The sequence below is a fragment of the Chryseobacterium salivictor genome (assembly GCF_004359195.1).
Lineage (GTDB): Bacteria > Bacteroidota > Bacteroidia > Flavobacteriales > Weeksellaceae > Kaistella > Kaistella salivictor.
Map to the genome: position 1 here is coordinate 1,781,791 of NZ_CP037954.1, position 25,847 is coordinate 1,807,637.

General features: G+C 39.3%; 26 protein-coding genes. 7 read left to right on the top strand and 19 right to left on the bottom strand.

The window, feature by feature from the left end; translation table 11 throughout:
• Positions 1 to 136 precede the first annotated feature (136 nt).
• The 5 genes from asnB (at position 137) to NBC122_RS14365 (ending at position 4,716) form a co-directional block, all read left to right on the top strand.
• Positions 137 to 1,807 (top strand): asparagine synthase B, encoded by a 1,671-nt coding sequence (asnB, locus tag NBC122_RS08225; protein ID WP_133439916.1) that lies wholly within the window; start codon positions 137 to 139, stop codon positions 1,805 to 1,807.
• A 283-nt stretch (positions 1,808 to 2,090) separates the two neighbouring features.
• Positions 2,091 to 2,759 (top strand): FAD-binding oxidoreductase, encoded by a 669-nt coding sequence (locus NBC122_RS08230; RefSeq protein ID WP_133439917.1) that lies wholly within the window; start codon positions 2,091 to 2,093, stop codon positions 2,757 to 2,759.
• Positions 2,760 to 2,837: 78 nt separating this feature from the next.
• Complete coding sequence (locus NBC122_RS08235; RefSeq protein WP_133439918.1) at positions 2,838 to 3,557, top strand: SDR family oxidoreductase; 720 nt, start codon at positions 2,838 to 2,840, stop codon at positions 3,555 to 3,557.
• Between the two features lie 123 nt (positions 3,558 to 3,680).
• The gene (folK, locus tag NBC122_RS08240) at positions 3,681 to 4,463 is read left to right on the top strand and encodes a 2-amino-4-hydroxy-6-hydroxymethyldihydropteridine diphosphokinase (RefSeq protein WP_133439919.1); all 783 of its coding nucleotides are present in this window, start codon (positions 3,681 to 3,683) and stop codon (positions 4,461 to 4,463) included.
• A 91-nt stretch (positions 4,464 to 4,554) separates the two neighbouring features.
• Positions 4,555 to 4,716 carry a hypothetical protein gene (locus NBC122_RS14365; protein WP_165983206.1) on the top strand — a complete coding sequence of 54 codons (162 nt, stop codon included), beginning with the start codon at positions 4,555 to 4,557 and terminating at the stop codon, positions 4,714 to 4,716.
• A gap of 17 nt (positions 4,717 to 4,733) precedes the next feature.
• Here NBC122_RS14365 and NBC122_RS08245 read toward each other — a convergent pair whose 3' ends face one another.
• Together NBC122_RS08245 and tyrS are read right to left on the bottom strand one after the other, a co-directional pair.
• Positions 4,734 to 5,486, bottom strand: a complete 753-nt coding sequence (locus NBC122_RS08245) for an acyl-CoA desaturase (protein ID WP_133439920.1) — start codon at positions 5,484 to 5,486, stop codon at positions 4,734 to 4,736.
• A gap of 101 nt (positions 5,487 to 5,587) precedes the next feature.
• Positions 5,588 to 6,883: a tyrosine--tRNA ligase gene (gene tyrS, locus NBC122_RS08250; protein WP_133439921.1), complete on the bottom strand. Its 1,296-nt coding sequence runs from the start codon at positions 6,881 to 6,883 to the stop codon at positions 5,588 to 5,590.
• Positions 6,884 to 7,193: 310 nt separating this feature from the next.
• Here tyrS and NBC122_RS08255 point away from each other — a divergent pair, with 310 nt between their 5' ends.
• Positions 7,194 to 7,640 (top strand): KTSC domain-containing protein, encoded by a 447-nt coding sequence (locus tag NBC122_RS08255; RefSeq protein WP_133439922.1) that lies wholly within the window; start codon positions 7,194 to 7,196, stop codon positions 7,638 to 7,640.
• A 410-nt stretch (positions 7,641 to 8,050) separates the two neighbouring features.
• On the opposite strand, the gene NBC122_RS08265 is transcribed toward NBC122_RS08255, so the two are convergent.
• The 14 genes from NBC122_RS08265 to NBC122_RS08335 form a co-directional block, all read right to left on the bottom strand.
• Positions 8,051 to 8,521 carry an RES family NAD+ phosphorylase gene (locus NBC122_RS08265; RefSeq protein WP_133439923.1) on the bottom strand — a complete coding sequence of 157 codons (471 nt, stop codon included), beginning with the start codon at positions 8,519 to 8,521 and terminating at the stop codon, positions 8,051 to 8,053.
• Positions 8,521 to 9,021 (bottom strand): type II RES/Xre toxin-antitoxin system antitoxin, encoded by a 501-nt coding sequence (gene parS, locus NBC122_RS08270; protein ID WP_133439924.1) that lies wholly within the window; start codon positions 9,019 to 9,021, stop codon positions 8,521 to 8,523. The genes NBC122_RS08265 and parS overlap by 1 nt, the downstream gene beginning before the upstream one ends.
• Before the next feature lie 551 nt (positions 9,022 to 9,572).
• Positions 9,573 to 9,788: a hypothetical protein gene (locus NBC122_RS14555; RefSeq protein ID WP_246012294.1), complete on the bottom strand. Its 216-nt coding sequence runs from the start codon at positions 9,786 to 9,788 to the stop codon at positions 9,573 to 9,575.
• A 242-nt stretch (positions 9,789 to 10,030) separates the two neighbouring features.
• Positions 10,031 to 11,485: an FAD-dependent monooxygenase gene (locus NBC122_RS08285; protein ID WP_133439925.1), complete on the bottom strand. Its 1,455-nt coding sequence runs from the start codon at positions 11,483 to 11,485 to the stop codon at positions 10,031 to 10,033.
• Between the two features lie 330 nt (positions 11,486 to 11,815).
• Complete coding sequence (locus tag NBC122_RS08290) at positions 11,816 to 13,417, bottom strand: ice-binding family protein (protein ID WP_133439926.1); 1,602 nt, start codon at positions 13,415 to 13,417, stop codon at positions 11,816 to 11,818.
• Between the two features lie 391 nt (positions 13,418 to 13,808).
• Positions 13,809 to 15,263, bottom strand: a complete 1,455-nt coding sequence (locus NBC122_RS08300; RefSeq protein WP_133439928.1) for a sigma 54-interacting transcriptional regulator — start codon at positions 15,261 to 15,263, stop codon at positions 13,809 to 13,811.
• A gap of 181 nt (positions 15,264 to 15,444) precedes the next feature.
• On the bottom strand, positions 15,445 to 16,587 hold the full coding sequence (locus NBC122_RS08305) for a vWA domain-containing protein (protein ID WP_133439929.1): 1,143 nt from the start codon (positions 16,585 to 16,587) through the stop codon (positions 15,445 to 15,447).
• A gap of 182 nt (positions 16,588 to 16,769) precedes the next feature.
• A complete protein-coding gene (locus NBC122_RS08310) occupies positions 16,770 to 16,958 on the bottom strand; it encodes a hypothetical protein (protein ID WP_133439930.1) in 189 nt (62 codons plus the stop codon).
• Complete coding sequence (locus tag NBC122_RS08315) at positions 16,955 to 17,173, bottom strand: hypothetical protein (protein ID WP_133439931.1); 219 nt, start codon at positions 17,171 to 17,173, stop codon at positions 16,955 to 16,957. Before NBC122_RS08315 ends, NBC122_RS08310 begins: the two co-directional genes overlap by 4 nt.
• Positions 17,170 to 17,574, bottom strand: a complete 405-nt coding sequence (locus tag NBC122_RS08320; protein WP_133439932.1) for a DUF5675 family protein — start codon at positions 17,572 to 17,574, stop codon at positions 17,170 to 17,172. Before NBC122_RS08320 ends, NBC122_RS08315 begins: the two co-directional genes overlap by 4 nt.
• Positions 17,575 to 17,576: 2 nt before the next feature.
• A complete protein-coding gene (locus NBC122_RS14690; RefSeq protein ID WP_317127504.1) occupies positions 17,577 to 17,765 on the bottom strand; it encodes a hypothetical protein in 189 nt (62 codons plus the stop codon).
• Complete coding sequence (locus NBC122_RS08325) at positions 17,741 to 18,334, bottom strand: hypothetical protein (RefSeq protein ID WP_317127505.1); 594 nt, start codon at positions 18,332 to 18,334, stop codon at positions 17,741 to 17,743. The genes NBC122_RS14690 and NBC122_RS08325 overlap by 25 nt, the downstream gene beginning before the upstream one ends.
• 2,264 nt (positions 18,335 to 20,598) lie before the next feature.
• A complete protein-coding gene (locus NBC122_RS08330; RefSeq protein WP_133439933.1) occupies positions 20,599 to 20,802 on the bottom strand; it encodes a hypothetical protein in 204 nt (67 codons plus the stop codon).
• Between the two features lie 250 nt (positions 20,803 to 21,052).
• On the bottom strand, positions 21,053 to 22,099 hold the full coding sequence (locus NBC122_RS08335) for an IS110 family RNA-guided transposase (protein ID WP_133439934.1): 1,047 nt from the start codon (positions 22,097 to 22,099) through the stop codon (positions 21,053 to 21,055).
• A gap of 548 nt (positions 22,100 to 22,647) precedes the next feature.
• On the opposite strand from NBC122_RS08335, the gene NBC122_RS08340 reads away from it, so the two are divergent.
• The gene (locus NBC122_RS08340) at positions 22,648 to 23,712 is read left to right on the top strand and encodes a transposase (protein ID WP_133439112.1); all 1,065 of its coding nucleotides are present in this window, start codon (positions 22,648 to 22,650) and stop codon (positions 23,710 to 23,712) included.
• A 284-nt stretch (positions 23,713 to 23,996) separates the two neighbouring features.
• On the opposite strand, the gene imm40 is transcribed toward NBC122_RS08340, so the two are convergent.
• The 3 genes from imm40 to NBC122_RS08355 are packed head-to-tail and all read right to left on the bottom strand — an operon-like array spanning position 23,997 to position 25,570.
• Positions 23,997 to 24,314, bottom strand: coding sequence for an Imm40 family immunity protein (gene imm40, locus NBC122_RS08345; RefSeq protein ID WP_133439935.1), 318 nt, complete (start codon positions 24,312 to 24,314; stop codon positions 23,997 to 23,999).
• A 12-nt stretch (positions 24,315 to 24,326) separates the two neighbouring features.
• On the bottom strand, positions 24,327 to 24,863 hold the full coding sequence (locus NBC122_RS08350; protein ID WP_133439936.1) for a hypothetical protein: 537 nt from the start codon (positions 24,861 to 24,863) through the stop codon (positions 24,327 to 24,329).
• Complete coding sequence (locus NBC122_RS08355; RefSeq protein WP_317127506.1) at positions 24,833 to 25,570, bottom strand: RHS repeat-associated core domain-containing protein; 738 nt, start codon at positions 25,568 to 25,570, stop codon at positions 24,833 to 24,835. The genes NBC122_RS08350 and NBC122_RS08355 overlap by 31 nt, the downstream gene beginning before the upstream one ends.
• Between the last annotated feature and the right edge of the window lie 277 nt (positions 25,571 to 25,847).

The window sequence follows — 25,847 nt, forward strand, 5'->3', positions numbered from 1 at the left end:
AATTTTTTTCTATATAAAATTTAATAATAGTAAATAATTCTTATATTAAAATTTTTTGTTTCGTTTTGTAAACAGTTATTATATGTTTGCAGTAGAATTTTAATTAAAAGTTACAAAACGAATAAATATAAGAATCATGTGTGGAATTGTATGTCTGTTTGACGCAAAACAAAAAACCGAACTCTTAAGACCTCAGCTATTAGAAATGTCGAAAAAAATCCGTCACCGCGGTCCGGACTGGAGCGGTGTTTTTCAAAATGAAAAAGTGATTTTTTCGCACGAGCGTCTGGCAATCGTAGATCCTACTTCCGGGAAACAGCCTTTATTTTCAAAAGATGGAAAAATTGTTTTAGCCGTTAATGGGGAAATTTATAACCACCGGGAATTAAGAAAAGAATTTCCGGAATATGATTTTCAGACAGAATCTGATTGTGAAGTGATTATTCCTTTATTTCAAAAATACGGAAAAACTTTTGTCGATAAACTCAACGGAATTTTTGCTTTCGCAATTTATGATATTGAAAACGATATTTATTTAATTGCCAGAGACCACATGGGAATCTGCCCGCTTTATCAGGGTTGGGATCAGCACGGAAGTTATTATGTGGCTTCTGAACTGAAAGCTTTGGAAGGCGTTTGCAAAACGATCGAAACTTTTTTGCCGGGACATTTTCTTTACAGTTTAGATGGATATGAAATGCAACAATGGTACGAAAGAGATTGGGAAGATTATGAAAACGTAAAAGACAATTCTACGGATATTGCGGATTTGCGGAAAGCACTTGAGGAGGCCGTTCACCGTCAGCTGATGAGCGATGTTCCGTACGGCGTTTTACTTTCCGGAGGTTTGGATTCCTCAATCATTTCCGCCGTAACAGCAAAATATGCGAGAAACAGAATTGAAAGTGGCGATACTCAGGAAGCCTGGTATCCGCGTTTGCACAGTTTTGCGGTGGGTTTGGAAGGAAGTCCGGATTTAATTGCAGCCCAAAAAGCAGCCGAACATATCGGATCCATTCACCATGAAATTCATTTCACCATTCAGGAAGGTTTAGATGCTGTCCGCGATGTGATCTATCATTTGGAAACCTATGATGTTACCACGATCCGGGCTTCAACACCGATGTATTTGCTGGCAAGAGTGATTAAATCGATGGGCATTAAAATGGTGCTTTCCGGTGAAGGAAGCGACGAGATTTTTGGCGGTTATCTGTATTTCCACAAAGCACCGAATGCCAGAGAATTTCATGAAGAGAATGTCAGGAAATTAGGAAAGCTTCATTTATACGATTGTTTAAGGGCCAACAAAGCGCTGATGAGTTGGGGAATTGAAGGACGTGTTCCTTTTTTGGACAAAGAGTTTATCGACGTGGCAATGCGGATTAATCCGAAAGATAAAATGGTCACCGCACACGAACCGAAAATTGAAAAATGGGTTTTGAGAAAAGCTTTCGAAGATTTATTGCCGGAAAGTATTACCTGGAGACAAAAAGAACAGTTTTCGGATGGCGTTGGCTATTCCTGGATCGATTCTTTAAAAGAAGTGGCATTAAAAGAAGTTTCAGATGAAATGATGACCAACGCCAAATTCCGTTTTCCTTTAAATACGCCTCAAAACAAAGAAGAGTACCGGTACAGAACTATTTTCGAAGAACATTTCCCAAGCGAAACTGCGGCGGCGACGGTTCCTTCTGTTCCTTCTGTGGCCTGTTCTACACCGATTGCTTTGGAATGGGATGAAGCTTTTAAAAACGCCAATGATCCAAGTGGAAGAGCGGTTCTTTCTGTTCATGAGGATTCGTATTAAAAAATAAAAGTTACATATTTCTGTTGAAAATTTATAATCAACACAGCATATTTCAGTACGGATAGAAACCGGGTCAGCGCTCGGTTTTTTCTATTTAACCGATGTTTAAATATTTGGGAAGCTCTATAGCATACCGGTATGGGCGAATTGATAGAAGGCGTTTATGCCTGTATTTATTTATAAAAACTATTGATGAAAGACGCTTTATGTTCGTTTTAGACTTCAAAAATGAAACATTTGCGAAAAAATTTTATCGTATATTTATAATCCTAAACAAGGAATCATGTCACAATTAACTACCATTAAAGCGGTTGAACATCTTACTCATGATGTTCTGCACATCGTACTTGAAAAACCGGAAGGGCTGACTTATATCCCCGGACAGGCGGTTGATATTTCTCTTAATAAACCCGGCTGGAGCGAAAAGAAAAACTGTTTCACCTTTACCTCTCTTCCTGAAGATGACCAGATCGAATTTACCATCAAAACTTATCCCGAACGTAAAGGAGTAACCAATGAGCTTCTTTCTTCAAAACCCGGAGATGAGGTTCTTATTTATAAACCTTTTGGCGATATTTATTATAAAGGCCCAGGAATTTTCATTGCAGGTGGTGCAGGAGTAACGCCATTTATTGCGATTTTGAAAAACCTGGAAAAGCAAAATAAAATTGACGGAAACAAACTTCTTTTCGCCAATAAGGCAAAAGCAGATATTATTTTAGAAGAGCGATTTGCATCAATGCTCGGGAAAAATTTCATCAATATTCTTTCCGATGAAAATTTAGAAGGGTATGAACATGGCTATATCTCTGCAGAATTCATTAAAAAATATGCGGAAGAAAATTTAAAATATTACTACCTCTGCGGTCCGCCACCAATGATGACAGCGGTTGAAAGCCATTTAAAAACATTAGGAATATCCGAAGAATTTATCGTGAAAGAAGGTTTCTAAACCGATTTTTATTTATTAAATTTATTGCGCTCAAGTTAAAAGATCTGACTTGAGCATTATTGAGTCAAAAAAACAAATATGAAAAATTATGCTCTTGTAACCGGCAGCGCCGACCGGATCGGAAAAGCGGTCGCCATTCATCTTGCCAAACAAGGCTACAATTTGGTGTTGCATTATAATTCCTCTGTAGAAAAAGCCCAAAAAGTAAAAGATGAAATTCTATCTTTACCCAACAGCGTGGAGGTAGAATTGCTGCAGATTAATTTTTTGAAAGACAATGATTTCGATCAAATATTTACAGAATTAAAAGAAAAGGAAATCAGCATCGAAATTTTAGTGAACTGTGCCTCAGATTTTATTCCTTCGAATTTTAAAGATCAGGGAAGTGCGCTGTTCGATAAAGAAATGACCATCAATTTTAAAAATCCTTATCTTCTAACCAAAGCATTTGCGAATGTTTTTGGGACGGGAAATATCATTAATTTCGTTGATACCAAAGTGGCCAAAAACAGTACGGTTCACCTCGATTATATTTTGAGTAAAAAATTACTGAAGGATTTTACCGGGATTTCTGCGGTAGAACTCGCGCCAAATATCAGAGTCAACGGAATTGCACCTGGACTGATTCTGCCTCCGGAAGGGAAAGATGAAAGTTACCTGTTAAATTTGGCTGAGAATATTCCTTTAAAAACAATTGGTAATTTAGAGGAGATTTTAAAAGCGGTTCAGTTTATTTTGGACAGTAAATTCTTCACCGGACAAATTTTATATATTGACGGTGGCGAGCATTTGGTCTAAAATGAAAATTATTTCGCAGATATTTGCAGGAATGAAAGAATAAGTGTTATCAATTAAAATACAAAACACAAATCAAAGGCATTTGTTTTAAAAATAAATCCTAAAAAAAATTTAAAATAAAATATGGGAGCACTCTATCATCCTAAATTATCAACAGTCCGGGTAGAAAATCTGCGGCTGCGGGCATTTATCGGGTTCATCGATTGGGAAACCGAAAAACTACAGGACATCATTATTTCTTATTCCTTTAAATATGATACTTCGTTGGCTGCCAAAACAGATAATGTTCAGAATGCGGTGGATTATAAAAAGATCACCAAAGAGATTATCGATTTTGTGGATCATAAAAGTTTTCACCTCATCGAAACCCTGGCGGAGAAAATATATGCTTTTATTCAATCTTCAGGTGCCGAACTTCAGGAGATTCAGGTGAAAGTGGAAAAACCTCATGCGCTGCGTTTTGCCGATAATGTTCTGGTCGAAATCGACGGTAAAGACCGGTACCATACTGCGGTTGTGGCTTTGGGATCCAATATTGATTCCGAACAGAATTTCACCAAAGCTTTAAGTCATCTTCAGGAAATTGGATTTATCATGAAACGCACAGCGTTTATTAAAACAAAACCGTTAAAATTTGAGGAGCAACCGGAATTTCTGAATGGCGCTGTTCTGATCAACACCAAAAAAAGTCTCCCTGAACTGAAGATGCATTTAAAACAGATCGAAGCGATATTAGGCAGAGTACGGTCTGATAACAAAAATGCGCCGCGGGAAATCGATCTTGATGTCCTTACTTATAACGGGTTCCTCATTGATAAAGATATAGAGGAACTGCCTTTTCTCATTGGTTTTGTGCAGCAATTAGAACCGGAAATTGCACTGTTTAATTCTGATGTCAAGAAGTAAAATGTTCGTATATTTATTTAGTGTAATGGGAGCTGATGTATTTCAAACTCCAGTTATCTTGAAATAAATATAAACTTTAAACTTATAAGTGATGATGGTTTTACATCCACAGTATATTAAAGATGCTAAAGGAAATGAAACTTTAGTGGTTATTTTTGCGGAAGAATTTAATAAAATTATGGACTTACTGGAAGATTTGGAAGATGTTACTGTTGGAAAACTCATAAAAAAAAACCGTCCCGTCATTATTTGACGGGACGGTTTCTCTATTTAATGGTCTCTTTTTACGACCGCTACCGGATTCAGTTTGATGAGTTTCATTTTGTGCAGAAGAATCATAATGTAATACGTCACATCGATTTCATGCCATCTCACGCCACCGAAGTTGGCTCTGCCACCGTGTTTGTGGTGATTGTTATGATAGCCTTCGCCCATCATTAACCAGTCGAAACGGAAAAGATTTTTAGACGTATCAGAAACTTTAAAGTTCGTATAACCGTAAATATGCGCAAACCAATTGATAATTACGCCGTGAATCGGCGCCATCATGTAGGCAACAGGAAGTAAAATCCATTGCCACCAAGCGGTTGCGAAGAAGTAAAAGAAAGCGGTGTAAGCAATTGCCCAACCAATTCTGGATCCCCAGGAACTTGCGAACTTGTCGAAACTTTCCCATTGAGGAACGTTCTTGGTGAATTTTTCTTCGATAATCGCTTTCTGACTGTTGATATCGGCATAGATTTTCTTCGTACGCCACATCATTGAAAACAGATTATCGTCGTATTTTGGGGAATGCGGATCTTTTTCGGTGTCCGCAAAAGCGTGGTGCATTCTGTGCATAACGCCGTACCCATAAGCGGAAAGGTAATTGGATCCCTGTGTAACCCACGTTAAAATAAAGCACAGTTTCTCGCCAAATTTTGACATTTTAAAGGATTGATGCGCTGCATATCGGTGCAGGAAAAAAGTTTGAAAAAACAGTCCCGAATACCAAAGGACGATGATGAAAATAAGAATAGTCATAAATAAAATTAGGGGCAAAGGTACGGTGAAATCAATAAAGATGAAAGCCGGAAATGCTCCGGCTTTCACAAAATACTGTTAAATTTTGGCTGGTTTATACGTTAAACCCCTTTCACGATAAAATAATTCTTTTTGCCTTTTTGTAATAAAAGGAATTTTCCGTCGATCAGATCTTTTTCGCTAACCTCAAAAGTTTCGCTTACTTTTTCTTTATTAATGGAAATGGCGTTGCCTGTCAGTTCTCTTTTGGCTTCTCCTTTTGATTTCAGGAAACCTGATTTTTCAGAGATTAAATCGATCACATTGCTTCCAAGTACTTCAGCTTTTGAAATTTCTTTTTGCGGAACTCCTTCGAAAACTTCCAGAAAAGTGGCTTCATCCAGATTTACCAGATCTTCTGCGGTCGAGCGTCCGAATAAAATCTCTGAAGCTTTCACTGCTTTTTCGAATTCTTCACGGCTGTGAACCCAAACCGTCACTTCTTCCGCCAGTTTTTTCTGTAATTTTCTCTCATGTGGCGCCGTTTGATGCTCTGCAATCAAAGCTTCTATTTCTTCTTTGCTTAAAAAAGTATAGAATTTAATGAATCTTTCAGCGTCTGCATCCGTTGCATTTACCCAGAACTGGTAGAATTTATAGGGGGAAGTTCTTTTTGCATCCAACCAGTAATTTTCTCCCGCTTCCGATTTTCCGAATTTGGAACCGTCGGCTTTGGTGATGAGGGGAACGGTTAAAGCAAAAGCTTCACCCTGAACTTTTCTGCGGATCAGTTCTGTTCCTGTGGTGATATTTCCCCACTGATCAGAACCGCCCATCTGGAGTTTTATATTTTTTGTTTTGTATAAATGCAGGAAATCGTAACCCTGCAACAGCTGGTAAGAGAATTCAGTAAAGCTCATTCCTTCTGCGCCGCCTTCGCCGGTGATTCTTTTCTTCACCGATTCCTTCGCCATCATGTAATTCACGGTAATATTTTTACCGATATCGCGAATGAAATCCAGGAAAGAAATTTCTTTCATCCAATCGTAATTGTTGACCAGTTCTGCACTGTTCGCTTCGGTACCATCAAAGTTTAAAAACCGGGATAACTGCCCTTTCAAACATTCTACATAATGGTTCAGCGTTTCCTCATCCAAAGCATTTCTTTCGTTGGATTTTCCCGAAGGATCACCGATCATTCCTGTTGCGCCGCCCACCAAAGCGATGGGTTTATGACCGTGTTGCTGATAATGTGCAAGAACTTTGATTGGAATCAAACTTCCGATATGCAACGAATCTGCGGTAGGATCGAAGCCGATATAGGCCGTCGTCATTTCCTTATTCAGTTGTTCTTCGGTTCCCGGCATCATGTCGGCAAACAGGCCGCGCCATTTCAGTTCTTCAATAAAAGCGTTCATTTTCTTGCAAATTTTAAGAGGCAAAGGTAGGGATTTGAGGCAGGAGTTCCAAGTTTCCGGTTTGCGATTTCGGGGTACGAAACAATCGGTTCTTTGCATTCCGGATTCCGGGTTTTGAATGATTGGTTTAATGAATACTGTTTTTTCGGGTCATTATTTTTGAATATGCTCTCCGTAAAAACTTTTCAGGCTTTCCGGGCGAAATTTCAATGATGTAAAGGCTTTGCAAATTATTTGATATTCATTTAATTAAGCCATTATTTTTAAATTAAAATAGCTTAATTTTGCACCCCGAAATATTGATTTACTTATGAAAAGAATTGGCGAGCACAGAAAGCTTCTTGGGGTTGAAAAATCCGCGACTTTAAAAGACTTGAAAACGGTTTACAGAAATACGATGAAAGATGCGCATCCTGATAAATTCGTGAATGACGAAGCCGGAAAACTGGAGGCCGAAGAAAAAAGCAAATCCGTCATTGAAGCCTATCATTTTTTGGTGAGCATCAATCCGGAAACGCAGGAAAAATACAAAGAAGAATATACGGAAACCATTTCCAGTTCAATTATTCAGGATTTTTATTACGAAAAATCAATTTTGAAAGTTCAGCATTTCAACGGTAAGATGTTTGAATATATCGGCGTTCCAAGAAATACCTACATCAAAATGGTGAATTCAGATTCTCCGAGCCGTTTTGCGAGAAGACATATCTACGGAAAATACATTTACCGAAAAAACGGTGAAGCGATGGCGGAGTAATTTCCGTTCGTTTTTAAAATTTAAAAAGCACAATTTCTAAGGAGATTGTGCTTTTTGATTTATGGGCGTAAATTTAAGCAAGTTGGTTTTTAAAATGAGATCCTCAAAGTCGGAGACTTTGCGGAGCGGAGGAATTCAGATTCTCCGAGCCGTTTTGCGAGAAGACATATCTACGGAAAATACATTTACCGAAAAAACGGTGAAGCGATGGGGGAGTAACTTCTGTTCGTTTTTAAAATTTAAAAAGCACAGTTTCGGGAAGAAATTGTGCTTTATTTTTAGTTAGGATATCAGTAAGTTGTTGTTTTAAAAGAGATTTTCAAATGAAAACTTTGCGGAAGAAAGTCAGAAGACTTTTCCTTCTGAAAAAAAGTATCAATTTTTTTTACAAAGCAAAAAAAACTTTCATATTAATGTTTTTTAAAACGAGAGTCAAATGCCATTGGAGTTTTAGCGGTAACTTTAATCTTTTTTGAATCAGGATGATTGGGATTGATAAGGTAATTGTATTCTTGCGGAACTATACTGCTTGGGACTTTTAAGATGACTGCGCTGTTTTCAGACACGAAGTCATCGCCGATTGTTTGCGTGGTTAGCGTTGGTGGTTTGGAATTCCAGTCGTCCGGGAGATCTTCAATTTTAACTTCCAGAATTGTAATGTCGCTTGGAATGTCGATCTCTACATAAAACCGGTCATTTGGTAAGTCTTCAGACAAATCTAAATGTACAGAGACTTCTAATGTTGCTAATGCTCTGCTTTCGGCAGTATACACGACTTTGGTATTTAAACTGTTCCACCGGTATCCTTTTGACATTGATGCACCAGTTCCCGAAAGGGTGGTTTTTAAATATTTTTCTCTTTCAACTCTGTACACTTTCATTAGGCGAAATTTCCGAATTCAATTCTGTTCAGAGCATAGTTTACCTCATCAATGCCGGTGGTGGTATCCAATAGGCTTTCTGGTGAATTGCCACCTAATGACAGGTTTGGTTTCTTCAGCCATCGTTGAAACTTTTCTTTTTCATCATTAAAAACCTCTAAACCATAATCGAGTAGTTCAGTAATCATTAGGATTAATTCGCTGTCTCTGCTGTCGAGCAAAGATTCTTCACCTTTTTTCTTATTATAGGTTGTTTGGGGGATGCCTACCATTGCTAACACTGTTTTAACCGGACGGTCTAATCGGTCACTTATCAATTCAATTGACGAGTAGGGGATGCCTTGCCGGATAATGTCAACGCGCTCCATTTTGTTAGACCATGTAAAGAGTTTTCCACCGGAATTAATTTTCCATGATTTCAAACCTGCGTTCCTGCCAGCAGCTTTTCTAATACTTTTTTTAGTATTAAATGGAATTGTTTTTAAAGTTTTATCTGTCATTTTGCAACATATCTATTGTAAATGTACAACATATTTGTTGTGTGTTTGTTTTTTTTTTGCAATTTATTTCACCCTTCTGTTTTTTTTTAATTCAGGGTAATTTTAAGACTGAAAAGAAATGTCAAATTCTGAAGCGGTTTTAAATGGGTTTCCTTTGATTGAGATATGGCAAGCCAATATTATAATGGAAAGTGTCTGATATATTGGATTACTGATGTTATTATTTTGAAAAACAAATTTTAAAAGTTCAGCATTTCAACGGTAAGATGTTTGAATATATCGGCGTTCCAAGAAATACCTAAATCAAAATGGTGAATACAGATTCTCCGAGCCGTTTTGCGAGAAGACATATCTACGGAAAATACATTTACCGAAAAAATGGGGAAGCGATGGCGGAATAATTTCCGTTTGTTTTTATAAATTAAAAAGCACAATTTCTAAGGAGATTGTGCTTTTTGATTTATGGGCGTAAATTTAAGCAAGTTGGTTTTTAAAATGAGATCCTCAAAGTCGGAGACTTTGAGGAGCGGAGGAAAGTGAATTTAACATTCTTAAGGTTTAGAAAACTTGACAAGGTTGACGGAAGTTTCAGGTTCCATTATTGCTAAATTGCTTGTTTTGTAGTTGAATTCTGAGTGTAAAGCTTCTAAAACTGCATCTTTATTGGTCGTTAAAACATCAACAATATTCATTAACATTTTTAGATGTTCAATCACTTTTTCATATTTTGAAGTTTTTCTGAGCAGGTAATAAATATTGCTCAACATGATTGAGGTTACAAAACCCTGAATTTTTCCATTTTCACATCAGGTGACGATTTGGGCGGCATCTTCTGCGAATTGTTTTCTATCAAACAGAAAATCAAGAATGACGTCGGTGTTGATTAAAACTTTATTCATTACAAATATTTTTCAGACGAGCGGTCGGTTAATTCCTTTTTGTAAAACCGTACTTTGAAACATGTTGTTTAATTCTGCAAATATTCAAATAAACTTAAAGAATAAAACCCCTACAAATCCCCTCTCTTCAAAACCCTCCCTCTCGGTTCATCCCCTTCATACAAAGCAATCTCAGAATGCAGAAACTGCGCAGCGGCGGCGGAATCTTCCACTTTCGTGGCGCTGCGGGTGAGCATTTCTGTTTCGTATTTTGCTAAAGCCGTTTCGCGAATCCCTTTTTCCCGCCAGTGAGATGAGGGTTTGCAATTTTTGAAAATTTCACGGGCTAAAGAAAGGGCATCTAACAGCGCCTGGTTTGCGCCCTGTCCTTTGAAAGGACTCATTGGATGTGCCGCATCGCCGATTAATGTTGCGTTTCCGGCTTTCTGCAATAATTCTGGCGTGAGCAATGCCCGATCATAAACAGGATAACCGGAAATCTGCGTTTCTGAAGTTGCTGCGACAATCTGTGGAATCGGAGCGTGCCACTGCGTTCTGCGCAACGCCTCTGCTTTCAATGCTTGCGGACCTTTTGCGCTCAATTCTTTCGCTTCATTTTCCGGCATGGGAAAACTCAGTTGCCACATGACGGAGTCGGAATCATATGGCATCATGTAAATTCTTTCGTTACCATTGGCGGTTTGGAAGACCGTCGCGGAATCCAGCAAAGAACTTTCAATATTTTCGAGCGCTGACAAAGGACAAATGCCCAAAATCACAATACAGTCGAGGTAGCGCAACGGAGAAATTTCTTCGCCAATCAACAGATTCCGGACAACACTGCGGATGCCGTCGGCTCCGACGAGAAGACCGGCTTTTGCGGTTTCTGTTTTTCCACCGACCTGAAAGTGGAGGTCGATTCCGCCTTCTTTATTTTCTTTAAAACCGAGGAGTTGATGGTTCCATTGTATCATTTTTTTTCCGCCAAGTTGGCCGAGTAGTGCTAAGCGCAGAGACTGTCGGGCGATGTGGATATTGGTGCGTTTCGGCGAAGTTTTTGCGTTGGCGTCTGTTTCCAGCCATTTTCGCATTCCCCATTCGCCAACGATTTTTCCTTCGGGCGTATGAACCAGATGGCGGGTGGAAACGACGCCTTTTTCCAAATTGAAAATGCCAAAACCTTCGATGGCTTTGCTCGCCTGTTGCAGCGTTAATCCGTAACCTTGAGACCGTTCATCAAAACTTTTGTCGCGCTCGTAAAGGGTAAATGGAATTCCGCGGTGCAGACACGCTACGGCAAGCGCAACCCCGCCAATTCCGCCCCCAATAATGGCAACGTGCGGATAGTTTTCAATATCCGGAACGGGAAAGTGTTCTGAGGGAATAATTCCGGAGCCGGAACAGTTTGGACAAATATAAAGGGAAGCTTCCGGGCGGACCGGCGGTATTTCTCCGGAATTATTTTTTTTAAAGTTTTCTAATTCCGACTGATACCGAAGCCGGATACTCTTTTTTATTCTGCGCTTTAATTTGCCCGATGCTTTGCATTCCGGGCACACCGTAAAACTGATTTTTTCTTTTTCCATCTTCTTTATTTCGATAACGGGAGCTGCTGAATACCCATCCTTTCGCGAATCTTTTTCGATACTTGCTCACAATTTTCAAAGATACGGAAAGCGCTTTTTGCAATGAAAATTTTGCGGTCTGTAATTTAAAAATTAATTTTTATTGTACAGGGAAATCTGCGGCCCGGCCTGAGTGGAGCTTTTTTTTATCGGTGACTTCGGCTCCGCTCAGTCACCAATAAAAAAAGCGGGAGTACTTCGACAGGCTCAATATAAATTCCGGACGGAAAAAGGCGGCCAAATAAAAAACCCCACCGAGACGGCAGGGTTTACTGATATAAAGAAAAGATTTTACGGTTTGGAAATTAATTTCCCACTCTGTTTGGCTCCGTTTTTACCGGTTAACTGGTAAAAATAAACGCCTACAGGAAGATTCATTGGTAATGAACTTGTTTTTTGTGACAGAACAGTTTGCATTACTTTAGCGCCCGCTGTATTGAAAATGGTCAGTGTGGATCCTCCGTCTAAGTCCTCCATTTTTATGTTTAAAACATTGGAGAAAGGATTGGGGAAAAGCTGAGCTTCCTTGGCTGTAACAGTAGTGGAAATGGTTCCTAGAAGTTCACAACCGGAAGTCATCTGTGCATTGATTCCAAAAGTAGAAATTCCGCCACTCGTACTCAATACACGGCCTTCAATCTCAACACCTTTATTAATGATAACAGCACCATTGTTTCCAATAACTGAACCTTTAAATTTCGAGTAATCATTGATGTTCACTGCGCCGTCCACTTTCCAGAAAACGTTTTTCGCCTGCGCCTGGTTGATGAGTTCTACGGAAGCATAAGTACTTGTAGACAAAGCGCCGTTAATTTTGATGACAAAAACTGCATTGGGGTTATTCTGCGCATTAAGGGTCACTTTTCCGTTAAGTACAGTGGCTGCATTCATTTCGTAAGTATGCGGAGTCAGTACCAGATCCTGTCCGAACGCTGCAGGATAAAGCAGTTGAATATCTGTAGGAAGCGTGTTGAGGAAAGTATATGCATTATTAAGATCTAATGAAGCTTTAGCGGTAGAAGTATCCGGCATAAGATGGATCGTGCCGTTTACTTTCGTAGCTTCAAAACCTGTGGTAAGTCCTACATTGGTTCCAACATCACCTGTTATATAAGTGATTCCTGTATTGGTTAATGAACCGTTTCCGGTGAATACTGTGTAACAGACAACAGTGCCTAACGGCGGTTGAGCCGGGCCTGTAAGTACCTTTGATCCGCAGCCAACCGGCTTTCTTACGGTAACTCCCGATACGGTAACAGCGCCTGTTGTCGAAAGTGCACGGCCTTCGAGTGAAGCACCGGAATTAAGAATAATGGCTGCGTTATTTGCTACGATGGTACCTTTCATTGCAGTGTTCGTGGCAAGGTCAACAAGGCCTTCAACTTTCCAAAATACATTGCAGGCTAGCGCTCCGTTGGTCAGTAAAACCTGCGCACCTGCTGCTGAGGATAAAGCTCCCTGAATTTTAAAGATAAAAACTGAATTGGCATTTCCGCCACCATCAAGTGTTAAAGTGTTGCTTAAACTTGCACTTTCTCCGATTGAGTAAGTTCCGGCAGTAAGTATCTGTCCGTTTCCTAAAAGGGGAGAAGGGAAATAGTCGGGAATCGCTGCGTTTAACTGGTTGTAAGCAGTGTTAAGATCAGTAGCGGCGATCATAGTCGTTCCGTCTGAATCATGCATTACCCCATCTACGTTTCCAAAATTGGTGCTTGACCCGTTATTGGTGCCTACATCTCCAGTAAGGTGAGAAAGGCCGGTATTAGATACTGCGCCATTCGTCGAGAAAAGTGCAAAGTTAGCGGCACTCCCCAAAACCGGAGCCTGAGCTTGTGCCAGTGAATTAAAGCTCATGAATGCAGCCGAAGCTGCCAAAAGTATGAATTTTTTCATTTATTAAGAATTAAACTGAGTATAAGCACTACAGTTCATCAAAGATACACTCTTTATTGAATAAACAATATTATTTTGATAAAAATAATGGTATTTTGATGTTTTTATTTTAATAATACCAATTGTATTACTGTATTTTGTATTTTTTTTTCGATATTTATTTATGATTTTAATAATTATTTTTCGATTAACTGTTGAGGTGTAGAAGATTTTTTCACATTCCGGCTATTGTTCTGTAATTCCGACACCGATTGAGAACAGATCGATGAATAAAAATCCTGGACGCTTCCTTGCAGGAAAGGGATGGCTAAAATATTTTAAAGGAAAAACCTCATTTAAATCTTTTTTAAATGAGGTTCGTGTTGATTGCAGGTTTGAAATCTCTTTTAAATTAGCTGCTGTAGTATTTTCCAATTCCGGCAGAATCGAAGGTAAACGCTTTTTCGTTTTCTGACTTGTCTAATTTATTATTAATGGTCAAAGCCCATAAAATAAGCTCTTTGCAGAAGTTTTGATCTTCCGGACTTAACTGGTCTGCGTACTCGCCGATTATTTCTGAAAGAGGTTTTACGCTGTTGAGTTTCGCATAGAATTCCTGATCGGTATCGTCGAAATTTAATTCTAAAGAATTTTTATTAAACCATTTAATGACATCGGTATATGGCGCTTTGATGCCTTCTTTTTCCAGTTTCGGGATTCGGGGGAAAATCATTTCAAACTGTGTCATCACGGCTTTGTCAATGAGGATTTTCGCGACATGGTCAGCGCCTTCCTGTTCGCCTTCATAAACCAGTTCAATTTTTCCGGTGACCGACGGAATGACCGACAGGAAATCCAGCAACCGCACCGTCGTTTTTTCAGCATCTGATTCTATTAAGCGCAGTTTTGCGGCGGCCATTAAGTTTTCCATGGCACTGATGGTCAACCTCGCACTCACTCCACTTTTCGCATCTACATATTCGCTGTCCCGCGCTGCAAAAGCCACTTCTTCCAAAAGGTCTTTGGCTAAACCTGGAACTTGAATTTGTGCTTTATCCTCTTTAGAAATTAAAGCTTCCTGTTCGGTAATCTGTCTTGCAAGCGCAATGGTTTTCGGGTAATGGGTAAAAATCTGAGAACCGATTCTGTCTTTTAAAGGCGTTACAATACTTCCTCTGTTCGTATAATCTTCCGGATTTGCTGTAAAGACAAACTGAATATCCAGCGGCATTCTCAACTGAAAACCCCGAATCTGAATATCGCCTTCCTGTAAAATATTAAACAAAGCAACCTGGATTCTTGCCTGTAAATCCGGCAGTTCATTCAAAACAAATATACAGCGGTTGGCGCGGGGAATCATGCCGTAATGCAAAACGCGTTCGTCGGAGTAGGGGAGTTTTAAAGTCGCCGCTTTGATGGGATCGATGTCGCCAATTAAATCTGCCACATTCACATCCGGTGTTGCCAGTTTTTCAAAAAAACGGTCGGAGCGGTGCACCCAGGAAATCATGGTTTCGTCGCCATGTTCTTCAATCAGGTCCCGCGCGTATTTCGAAATCGGTTGAAAAGGACTGTCATTGATTTCAGAACCTTTTACAACCGGCATGTATTCATCGAGCAAATTCACCATGCTTCTCGCAATCTTGGTTTTTGCCTGTCCGCGAAGTCCTAAAAGGTTGATGTGATGTCCGGCTAAAATTGCTTTTTTCAGTTGTGGAACTACAGTATCTTCGTAACCCCAAAGACCTTCGAATACCGGTTCTTTCGCTTTAATCCTGGCAATTAAATTCGCCTGAATTTCCTGATTAATGGTTTTGTGGGTATAGCCGGAATCTTTTAATTCTTTAAAGGTGATCTCTTTTTTCATTCTCTATATATTCTAATTGTTTGCTGGAATTTTATTGTTTAACCACAAAAGTCACAAAAGAAATGCGTGTGAATTTTAGTGAATTAAAAGGGCAAAAAAATGGATGTTCCAATGAGTATGCTTTTTTGTGCTTTTACTCCGCTAAAAACTTTTGTGGCTTAATGATTTATTTGTTAATCAACTATATTCTCTTAATCCTGTTCCGCTCATAATCTTCAAAAATCATTTCTCCTAAACCGGATAGTCCTGTTAAGAAAGCTTTTCCCTGGTTTTGAGCCGTAAAAGCGTCCACGAATTTCCGCAGATAAGGATCCTGAGCAATCATAAAAGTGGTGATCGGGATTTTGAGTTTTCTGGCTTGTGCGGCTTTATTCAGGCATTGATCAACAATCATCTGATCGAGACCGTTGCTGTTCATGTAGAATTCACCGTTTGGTAATTTGATGCAACTTGGTTTACCGTCGGTGATCATGAAAATCTGTTTGTTGGTATTTCTTTTTCTCCGCAGGATATCCATTGCCAATTCCAGGCCGGCCACGGTATTGGTGTGATAAGGCCCGACCTGCAGATAGGGGAGGTCTTTGATTTTAATGGGCCACGCTTCATTTCCGAAAACGATAATATCAATGGAATCTTTCGGATATTTTCTTTTGATTAATTCCACCAAAGCCATAGCGACTTTCTTTGCAGGCGTAATCCGGTCTTCGCCGTACAGAATCATAGAATGGCTGATATCGATCATCAACACGGTACTCATTTGGGCTTTGTGTTTTGTTTCTTCAACGATGAGGTCATCTTCGGTTAAACGCAAATCTGAAATTCCATTATTGATCTGGGAATTTTTTAAACTTTCGGTCATATTGAGGGCTGACAGATCATCGCCGTATTGAAAGGAACGGTGTTCGCCTTCGCGTTCATCACCTACGCCCGCTTTTTTGGTGCTGTGATTTCCGATACCGCTTTTTTTGAGTTTGCCAAAAATCTGATCCAAAGCAAATTGTCTTAAAGCTGCTTCCAGTTTGGCGGTCAGTATATTTTTACCTTTTCCGGTTCCGGTGTTGCCGTCTTTGTCCTCTTTTTCTTCCCTGATATAACCGCGCTTTTTCAGATCTTCTTCAAAATCTGCGAGCGTATATTCATCGGTAAAAATATCGTATTCTTTATCAAGCATGTCGAGCCATTCAAAAGCTTCTTCGATATCGCCCGAGGTGTGGGTCAGCAAATCTTTAAAAACATCAAAAACCCGGTCAAAATGGGAAATTTCTTTCGGAGTATGTTTGGTGAAGATCAATCCTCTGCCGAAATTTAATTCTTTGTCTGTCATTTTCTTTTCACATTAAGTGCACACAAGATATAGAAATATCGTTCCAATAGACCATCTGAAAAATAGAAAATAGTAATCATGGTGATATAGACTTCGGGTGGTTGATGAAAGCTACTTTCTGTTTTTGATTAAAGGATGTTTAATAAAAGCCTCCCCGGAGGGAGGCTGGTTCCGTTTTGGGTTTATTTGAATTTCTTTCTGAAACGGATCAGGAGAAATTTGACGGCGAGGGTGAAGAGGTAACTCGAGATTCCTCCGAGGCCTGCCAAAACGACGGTTTTGAGGACTTCCCCGCTTTCAATCTGCATCAGGACAATGAGTGCCATGCCACTGAAAGCACTGATGCGCTGTGAACTGTCGAAGTACATCATGGCTGTCCTTCGCTGTTTACGGCCGTCTGGCTGATGGCACTTGCAATCGCGCCCGCAATGGCCAGATAACCTGCTGCCGTGATGAGCACCGCCGGCAGAGCGACCGGTGCCGTAAGCACCGCTCCGCTTACCGCGGTGAGCAGGAGGCCTGCATTTCTGATTTTGCGGAAAAATCTGGGTGTTGGCTCCTGCACTCTCTGAATGATGTTTTTCATTTTTCAGCGTTTTTGATGGTTAGCGTGATTTTGTGTCCGTTATCCATCAGCGGATAAAGGCGGTCTTTCATTCTTTGCAAAGCAGCCCTGGAGGCGCTGCCTTTTCCTTCACCGGTATGCTCTGTGACCGGTGCGATGCATCCCCTGAGTTCTTTGCCGGCATCATTGGCGGCATGGAAGAGGATGTATTTCCTGTCTTTCACCTCCATGACTTCAAAATGGGATTTGAATTTTGGGCTACAGCGTTTGCGCAGTCTGTAGTTTCCCTGCGGAATACATGAAACCCGCGGCTGGTTGTTCTTCCAGGGGAGTTCAACCGTTTTGCAGAGTTCCGTCCCGTTGAAGAGCAGGATCCCGTTGGTTCCTTTGGGATAGCATGTTCTGATCAACTGAAGTTCCATGGTTATGGGGTACCGGAAACGTTGACAATCTGCAGGGCATTATACGCCCCGTTTTTCAGCTCGTAAAAAGTACCGTTGACTTCCTGATAGAAATTGATTCCGAACACCAGAAAGAGCGGGTTGACCGAATTTTCCGGCAGGTTGTTGTTCAGCTGAACCGCCGTGGTCAGTACCGTATCAATGGGTAGCACGGGTGTTGCATTCTTTTCGGAAGCAAATGTTCCGTTTTCGAAATTGATGTCCATTGCGGCAGCCACGAGTTTGTAATGGGTGCTCCCTGCGGGTGCTCCGAGGCTTTCCGTGGGGATGAACGGTTCAATTTCAACCACCGCATCGCCGGTAACCCGTCTAAAGTAGCGGTAAACGGAGCGGAGATGGAGTGTTCCAATTTGCCGTGGATATTGAATTCGAATCCCAGCAGCAATTCCGCCTCTCCATCGATGACATTCCGCAAACCGCGCGGATTGACCGCATCCAGCTGGATGACTTTGATCATCTCTTTGGTCAATCTACTGACCATTCTCCGGTCTGCCGAAGTTCTGAGCAGACTCTGAATAGAGGCCCGCAGTACTTTACCTGCTTTACCTGCTCTTCCGAATTCTGCCATATTTTCCCGGGTTCTCTGGAATCTGGGATCGTTCTGCATCCGTTCTGCGGTGATTCCGCCTTTTTCTCTGGCCATGTAGCCGTCTTTGGTACGGTAGAAGGTGATGTCCCCCATGGTACCTTTCAATTTAATAATACCTTTTTGTCTTGCCATTTTGTTTGTTTTTAAAAATTAATAATCAGATGTTGAGGTACATCCGTTAAAACCTGTTGTGATCACGGGGCAAAATTTGGTATAAAATTCATGCAAAGCAAGTGTTCATGCCGGTTGCGCCGTTTTTAGCCGATAACGCCGTTTATTTCCGGAATGGGGTGGATTATGCCGGATTTGCCGAAAAGTGCTGTTTGTTCCGGTTTCTACGTGGGCGTTGTCATGAACTACTCATGAACTATCCATGAAGTATCCATGAAGCATCTATGGGGCAGCTCCGAAAAATGGGAGGAGAGGGTGGGGAATGGTGGGGTTGTGGGCTTGTGAACTAGTGAACTAGTGAACGTGTGAACTGGTGGTTGCGCCACTGAGCTTTGCGTTGATTTTGGTTTTTTGGCAAAAAGGATGTACTTTTTGCCACTTGAACAGTGGTGATTTCTTTTTTTATTTACGTTCTTTTGTCTTGAAACAAAAGAACCAAAAGTTCAAGACTGGATCTTTTTGCTAAAAAATGAAGGTTTCTTCTTAGAAAATCCCCAAACTCGGGCGGAAACAAGATTTGTTATCGATTAAAAGTTATTGCCGCCCTCGAACAGTGGGGATTTTTAGGTAGTGATAGTTGATAGACCTGGATGGGAAGAAATCTTCATTTTTTTTAACGCAAAAATCTCCTAAGTCGTTTTTAAATCGAAGTTTTGTTGAAAAATCAAATTCACTCCCTTTAGGGTTGGGGCAAATGAATTTGATTTTTCTTTATTCTTTACTTTTTGTCTTGACACAAAAAGTAACAAAAAAGTCAAGACTGGATCTTTTTGCCTCATTCTTTTTTTTTGTTTTTAATGGAATCGGCGAACCTCCTTCGTCGGTTTGCTAAAAAATGAAGATTTCTTCTTAGAAAATCCCCAAAATTTATCTCGTCCCTAAGACGAGACTTGCACGGGAACCAAGTATCGTTGAGAAACGAGATTATTGCCGTGCTTCGAACAGTGGGGATTTTTAGGCGGTATGTTCGTTTAAAGATTTGGATTGGAAGAAATCTTCGTTTTTGCCTCCAGTTTTTATATTTTTATTTGAATCGGCGAATCTCTTCGAGATTTCTTAACGCAAAAATCTCCTAAGTCGTTTTTAAATCCAAGTTTAGTTGAAAAATCAAATTCACTCCCTTTTTTATGCTGAGCGAAGCCGAAGTAAGGGTTGGGGTAAATGAGTTTGATTTTTCTTAACGCAAAAATTTCCTAAGTCGACCTTCCAAGTAAAAACAGTTTTTCATTGAAAGACGGCGTCATTGCGGGGAGGAACGACGGAGAAATCTGTTAATACTTTTCTTTTTAACGCAAGGGCGCAAAAAATATTTGACATGCATGCTGTTTTTCGGGTGTTTTTTAAGGCGCAAGGGCGTTTCACTTAACAAAGGCGCGGGGTCCTGGATGAGGGATGTTGGGTGTTTGAGTGTTTGGCGTTTTGATTTCTATTTTACATCCCGACTTTGTTGAAAAATCAAATTCACTCCCTTTTTTATGCTGAGCGAAGCCGAAGTAAGAGTTGGGGCAAATGAGTTTGATTTTTCTTAAAATCTCCCAAGTCGGGGGTTTAATGCCAGCTGGTCATACGTGTTGTCGTGGCGCAGCAGTGATGTAGTCTTACCAATTAACAGTGGTGATTTATTCTTTACTTTTTGTCTTGACACAAAAAGTAACAAAAAAGTCAAGACTGGATCTTTTTGCCTCATTCTTTTTTTTGTTTTTAATGGAATCGGCGAACCTCCTTCGTCGGTTTGCTAAAAAATGAAGATTTCTTCTTAGAAATTGACTCCCTTTGGTCGTGGAACACTTTGTTAGGTTTCCCCAAACTTGTCCCGTCTTGAGGACGAAACATCGGACAAAGGGGATTCTTAAGCGTTATGTTCGTTTAAAGATTTGGATGGGAAGAAATCTTCATTTTTGCCTCCAGTTTTTATATTTTTATTTGAATCGGCGAATCTCTTCGAGATTTCTTAACGCAAAAATTTCCTAAGTAGTGGGTGGGTGCGAGGTGAGCGTATTAGTGAACTTGCGAAGGTTGCGCGACTGTGCTCTTTGCATTTGATGTTGGTTTTTTTTAAAAAGATGCTGATTATAAAGTTCCGAAGCCGGAGTCTTCGGAGAGCTGATTGTGTGCGATGGTAAGAGGTGCTACGCTCGGAATGAGTGTGAGCGCATTGTTTGGGGTTGATTCGTCGTGCTTTCTGCAAATGGCGGTTTGTGCGCATTGGTGGGGTGGGAGCGGGTTCAGTTGGTGATGAGTCCCTGGATGGATTCGTAGGGGATACCCATGTAGGTACAGAACTCCCGTATGGTGAGGACCTGATGTTTTTCTTTGTTCAGTGCCGTTTTGATTTTAATGATCAGATGGCGGCTGTAGCGTTCGCTTTTTCCCGTGATGATCTGGATGTCTTTTGGGTAAATGCAGATGCGGGCTGTTCTGGGTTTCATCGTTTCAGTTTTCCTGGCTGAACAAAGTTTGGAAAACAAAATGAAACTGTTTCGGTAGGAGTACGGTAGTACCGTTATTTTTATTTTAAAATGATGTCACGTAAAAGCTTTGAAGGTACTATCTGAAAATACAAATATTTCTTTAAGTTTTTTTATATAATTTTGCAAATGCAGAGAGGAAGCAAACTGTGATATTTCACTGGATGTTTACCTTGTATAGCCTCAGGTTAATGAGGCTATTTTTTTGCCTCTACGAGGCAAGCAGAGAGGGAAGCACCTGCTCCTTTTCTTGGATATTTTGTCTTTTGGGATCATAAGGCTGATTGTTTTTGTATAGCGAATAAATGATCACAAGTAATTTTTTCTGCACTGCGACATAACTTTTCATCTTTATTCCGTGATTTGAAAATGTACGGGTATATAAATTTAGAAAGGGAGCTTCCTTGCACCTTACAACCGTAAATGCAGGCATAAACAAAATTCGCCTGATACGAGAATTTCCTTTTTTGGATATTTTGGTTTTTCCAACCCTTTTTCCTGACTGGTTTTCTACCACATCATAACCTGCAAAAGATACAAGCTGCCTGGAACTTTCAAATAAAGAAAATCCGTTGGTTTCCGCCAACACGGTAGCCAGGGAAAGAATTCCCACTCCTTTTATCTTACATATATTCTCTGTTTTCTGCATTACTTCAGGATTGGATTCCAAATGATTTTTGATTTGTTCTTCCAGTTCTTTCAGCTGCTTTGTGAAAAGTTTGATGACCTGCTCAAGCTGTTTCACAATAGCTTTGTTGATATACATGGAATTTTTTAATGAATGAAGTTGGTTCCTATAAACCGTGATCTGCTCCTGGATATTCTGATATTGACGGGTAAACTGTCTCAGTTCATAAAAATATTTGCCCATTGGTTCCCACAGCTTAAGGTTTTGCTCTGCTCCCATTTGTGCCAAACCTTTTGCATCAATGGAATCATTTTTCGACTTAAGCCCAAGTGCCTGCAGATACTTCTTCGCCTTATTTGGAAGAATTACCGAGACTTTGCAGGCTTTTTCAAAAAGGAAAAGTGCGCATGACTCATAATAGACCCCTGTCGCTTCCATGCAAATCACTAAGGCAATATCTTTCTGCCTATGGTTTTTGTCAATCCAGTCTGCCAATAAATTAAACCCTGTGGGATTGTTGGAAACTGTAACAGTAGATTGAACTTTCACTTTTTGACCCATGTCGATACTGCTGAAACAGCAGTCGATTTTTTTGCTTGAAATATCAAGCCCGACGGAATATTTTAGCATAATAATTTGTTTTGTAAATAAACGATAACCAGTTTTTGCCTTTACTCATATTTTATACAACATCAATCTTAAATATAGAAAGTGTTTAAGTACTAATTGAAGCTCTAGTGGTTAAAGCAAGGATGTTTTTCCTTCGGAGCGATATCGTAAAACGTATCTGTCAGGAGAACAAGTTTCATCCTTGCCTGTTTATTTAATATTTATACAAAGATATGAGGCAGGAGACTTCGGAGAGCGGATTTTGCGTTTTTTAGAATATTTGATTTTTACAGAATACCACCTGAAAAGTTTGATGTGCGAAGGCCACACGAAAGGATTCGTGCGGCAGCGGTGGGAATTTTGGAAATATAATAATTATGAAGAATGAAATTATTGTGGCTCAAAGTCGGAGACTTTGCCTTTACTTTGAATTCTAATAAAAATCTTAAATTTATTCAAAGGAAAGCAGAGGTGAACTTTAGACTTTGCTGGTTAAGAACCATGCTGCGCATTAGTCCTCTGCCTTCTCCTTGAATCCCGTTGAACAGCTTCAAATAGAATGATAGACATTGTGGTCTAATAAAGGCTCTAAAGAAGTTCAACATTTTGTTTATCCTAAATCCAAAGTTATGAAAAATTATTGCTTCCACATTGGGATTGATGTTTCAAAATTGAAATTGGATGTAAATCTATTGAACAGTCAAACCCTTGAATCCGAACATTTTGTATTGGATAACGATGCAAAGTCCATCAAACTTTTCATCAAAGCTCTTATTAAACGAAAAATTGACATTCGCGAAGTCTTATTCTGTTGTGAAAACACAGGTATTTATACCAATCATTTAATTAATGTTTCAACAGATTTGAAATTTGATCTATGGGTCGTTCCCGCCATTGAAATTAAACGATCCAAAGGAATTTCTAGAGGAAAAACGGATAAAACGGACGCCAAAGATATTGCGTTTTATAGCTTTAGGAATCTAGATAAGTTGAAAATTTTCAATGTATCTGATATTAATATTCAAAAATTAAAAATTCTTTTCACCGAAAGAGAAAAAGTTTTAAAAGCATTATTACTTCTAGAAACGACCAAAGAAAATGAAAATTTTGTTGATAAAAAGGTGTTTGCAGAAGTAGTAGGGATCAATAAATCTCTGATCAACGTGATAAAAAAAACGCTTCAAAAAATAGAAATTAAAATTAAAGAAATCATTAAAGCTGATGAACAATTGGATCAGCAAAATCGGCTCATTCAATCAATCCCTGGATTAGGAGAGAAAACCAGTACCTATTTAATTATTGCAACAAAAGGATTTACGATGTTTGCTAATTGGCGAAAATTTGCTTGCTATTCTGGTATAGCTCCTTTTGAATATAGTTCTGGAACAAGCATAAAAGGCAGAACCAAAGTAAATCATATGGCAGATAAAAAAATGAAATCTTTGCTCCAAATGTGTGCAATGACCGCAATTAAATACGACCCTCAATTAAAAGAATATTACCAGAAGAAAAAGCTTGAAGGAAAAAACTCCATGCTGGTTTTAAATAACATAAGATGCAAACTAATCAGCAGAGTTTTTGCAGTAATAAGTCGAGAAACTCCTTACATCAACACTTACAAATTTGCATCTTAATTTTAACGATTTTTATTTGGATTTTATCATAGAATGCGCAGCAGGGCAATACAGGATATGAACGAAGAAGATAGAGCGATGGTGACAAGATTTCTAGACCTCACAATACGGGATTATAAAGCGAAAAAAGCGTATTCGTAAAAACAAAGAAAGTGTCTCAATACCTCAAATAGCGCTCTGAGATTTTGATATTCGCAACCCAAGCTCGGACAGGAGTCCGTGAGAAAACTTCAAAAAAAGCCGTTTCATTGAGTTATGAGACGGCTTCGTTGTTTTTACGTAATTTATTTTAGTGGTAATAACTCAAAATAAATATTTCCATTTTGAGGATAATTATTAATGTAATTGTTTGCTTTGCATATGCTTCTATGAACATAATCACTATAGGGTTCATTTGGTAATCGTTCACAATACCAATTATCATAATTGTGATTCATTTGTTCATTTTGTAAAATCCAAACATCGCCTCCAAGTATTGGAGTGGTGACATCTTCTAATTCTTTGAGAACATTTAATGCTTCATCTTTGGTGAAAGCCCAATTGTTAACTCCAAAACTTTTTAAAAAAATTCCTCTACTTAATATGTTATCTATTTTATTCATATAAATTATAATCTATTGTGTAATCTTAAAAAAACGATGATTGATTAAACCATTCGGCTCTTTCATAAATTCAAAATATCCACTTCTTCCGTTATATTGACCGGGAATTCTTAAAAGTTGTCTACTAACTCCATCTCCTCCAACAACTTTTGAAACAGCGCCACTAGATTCAAAAGCCTTTACAGCTTCGGGGAATGCATGATTATCTCCTAGTTTCATCTGCCCAAATACCTTATCTGTATATTTCGTTCCTGCAAAAAAGGACTTACTTCCATTCTTAGCCATTGAGCTACTTAACACTCCAAAGCCTTTTCCTAAAACTTTAAAAACAGCTCCTCCAACCAAGGCTCCCTCTGCGGTACTAACAGCTTCATGTATAAATCGATCATCCGCAGAATTATATTCTTTGTGCTCAACATTATAATCATCATCTCCACCAAACCAACTATTAATTTCATTAAAAACCACACTTTTCAAGTTAGTAGTGTTTTTATGATATTTCTTGCCATCAATAGTAACTAATTGAGAGAGTGATTTTTTTTCTGACATTCCAGATGGCTTTGAACCTGCCTTCTATCATTTGTCTTTCCAGGAGGATCTCCACCTTGATCATAATAGGCAACTGCTTGGTCAAAAGAAACCTCCTTGTCTCCATCCATATATTTTCCTGTATCCCAATTATATGCAGGAGCCATTCCATCTGGATCAATAAACATTATTGGATTATTAAAAGCATAGTTGTATGGACTATGTCGTCTCATAGCTTCCGCCAGCGGGTCGACAACTCCCCATCTACCAATATCCGGCATATACATTCTCGCGCCATAATCATACATTCCGGTCTCCTGCAACTCCTTTCCGTTATACTTGTAGTTATACTTAGAATTACCAACCAAATTATTATAATCAGTATGTTCTAAACCAAAAGGATAATAATTGCTTTCAGTATCAATAGTAAGAGCTCCTGCGCTGTTTTTATAGTAACTTAACCTCACATTTCCGAGATGATCGGTGTAGTTGTAAATGTAGGCATTTTTTATAAAATCATAATAACCTTCTACAGTGGGTATAAATTGTAAGAGATTATTTTCATATTGGAAGCCGTCTAAATAGGCGGTTACTGCCGTACCATAGGTTTTCTTTAGTTTCACACCGTCGGCTCGGTAAATATAATTTGTATTGCCCTGGCTGCTGCTAATGGTTACAGGTAAATTCAAATAATTATAATTAATCGCACTTATTCCTTTATCTGCCATAGAAGTCATGTTACCATTAGGGTCATAAGTAATGCGTTTTGGGGTGGCTGTATATGGGTACCCGTCAGAGTTTTGTTGAATATCTGAAATCGTTTGTAATTGGTTTCCTGTGGAGGAATAGGTTAAATTATCTATTAAAGTTGCAAAAGGATTTCCAGCCAATACTGAGCTCGAACGTTTTAATTCTGTAATATTTCCATCCTGAATTTTAACAGTTTTTACTTGTTTTTTGTCATAGAATGCGGCAGCGGAGGTGATTTTAGAATTGATATAAATT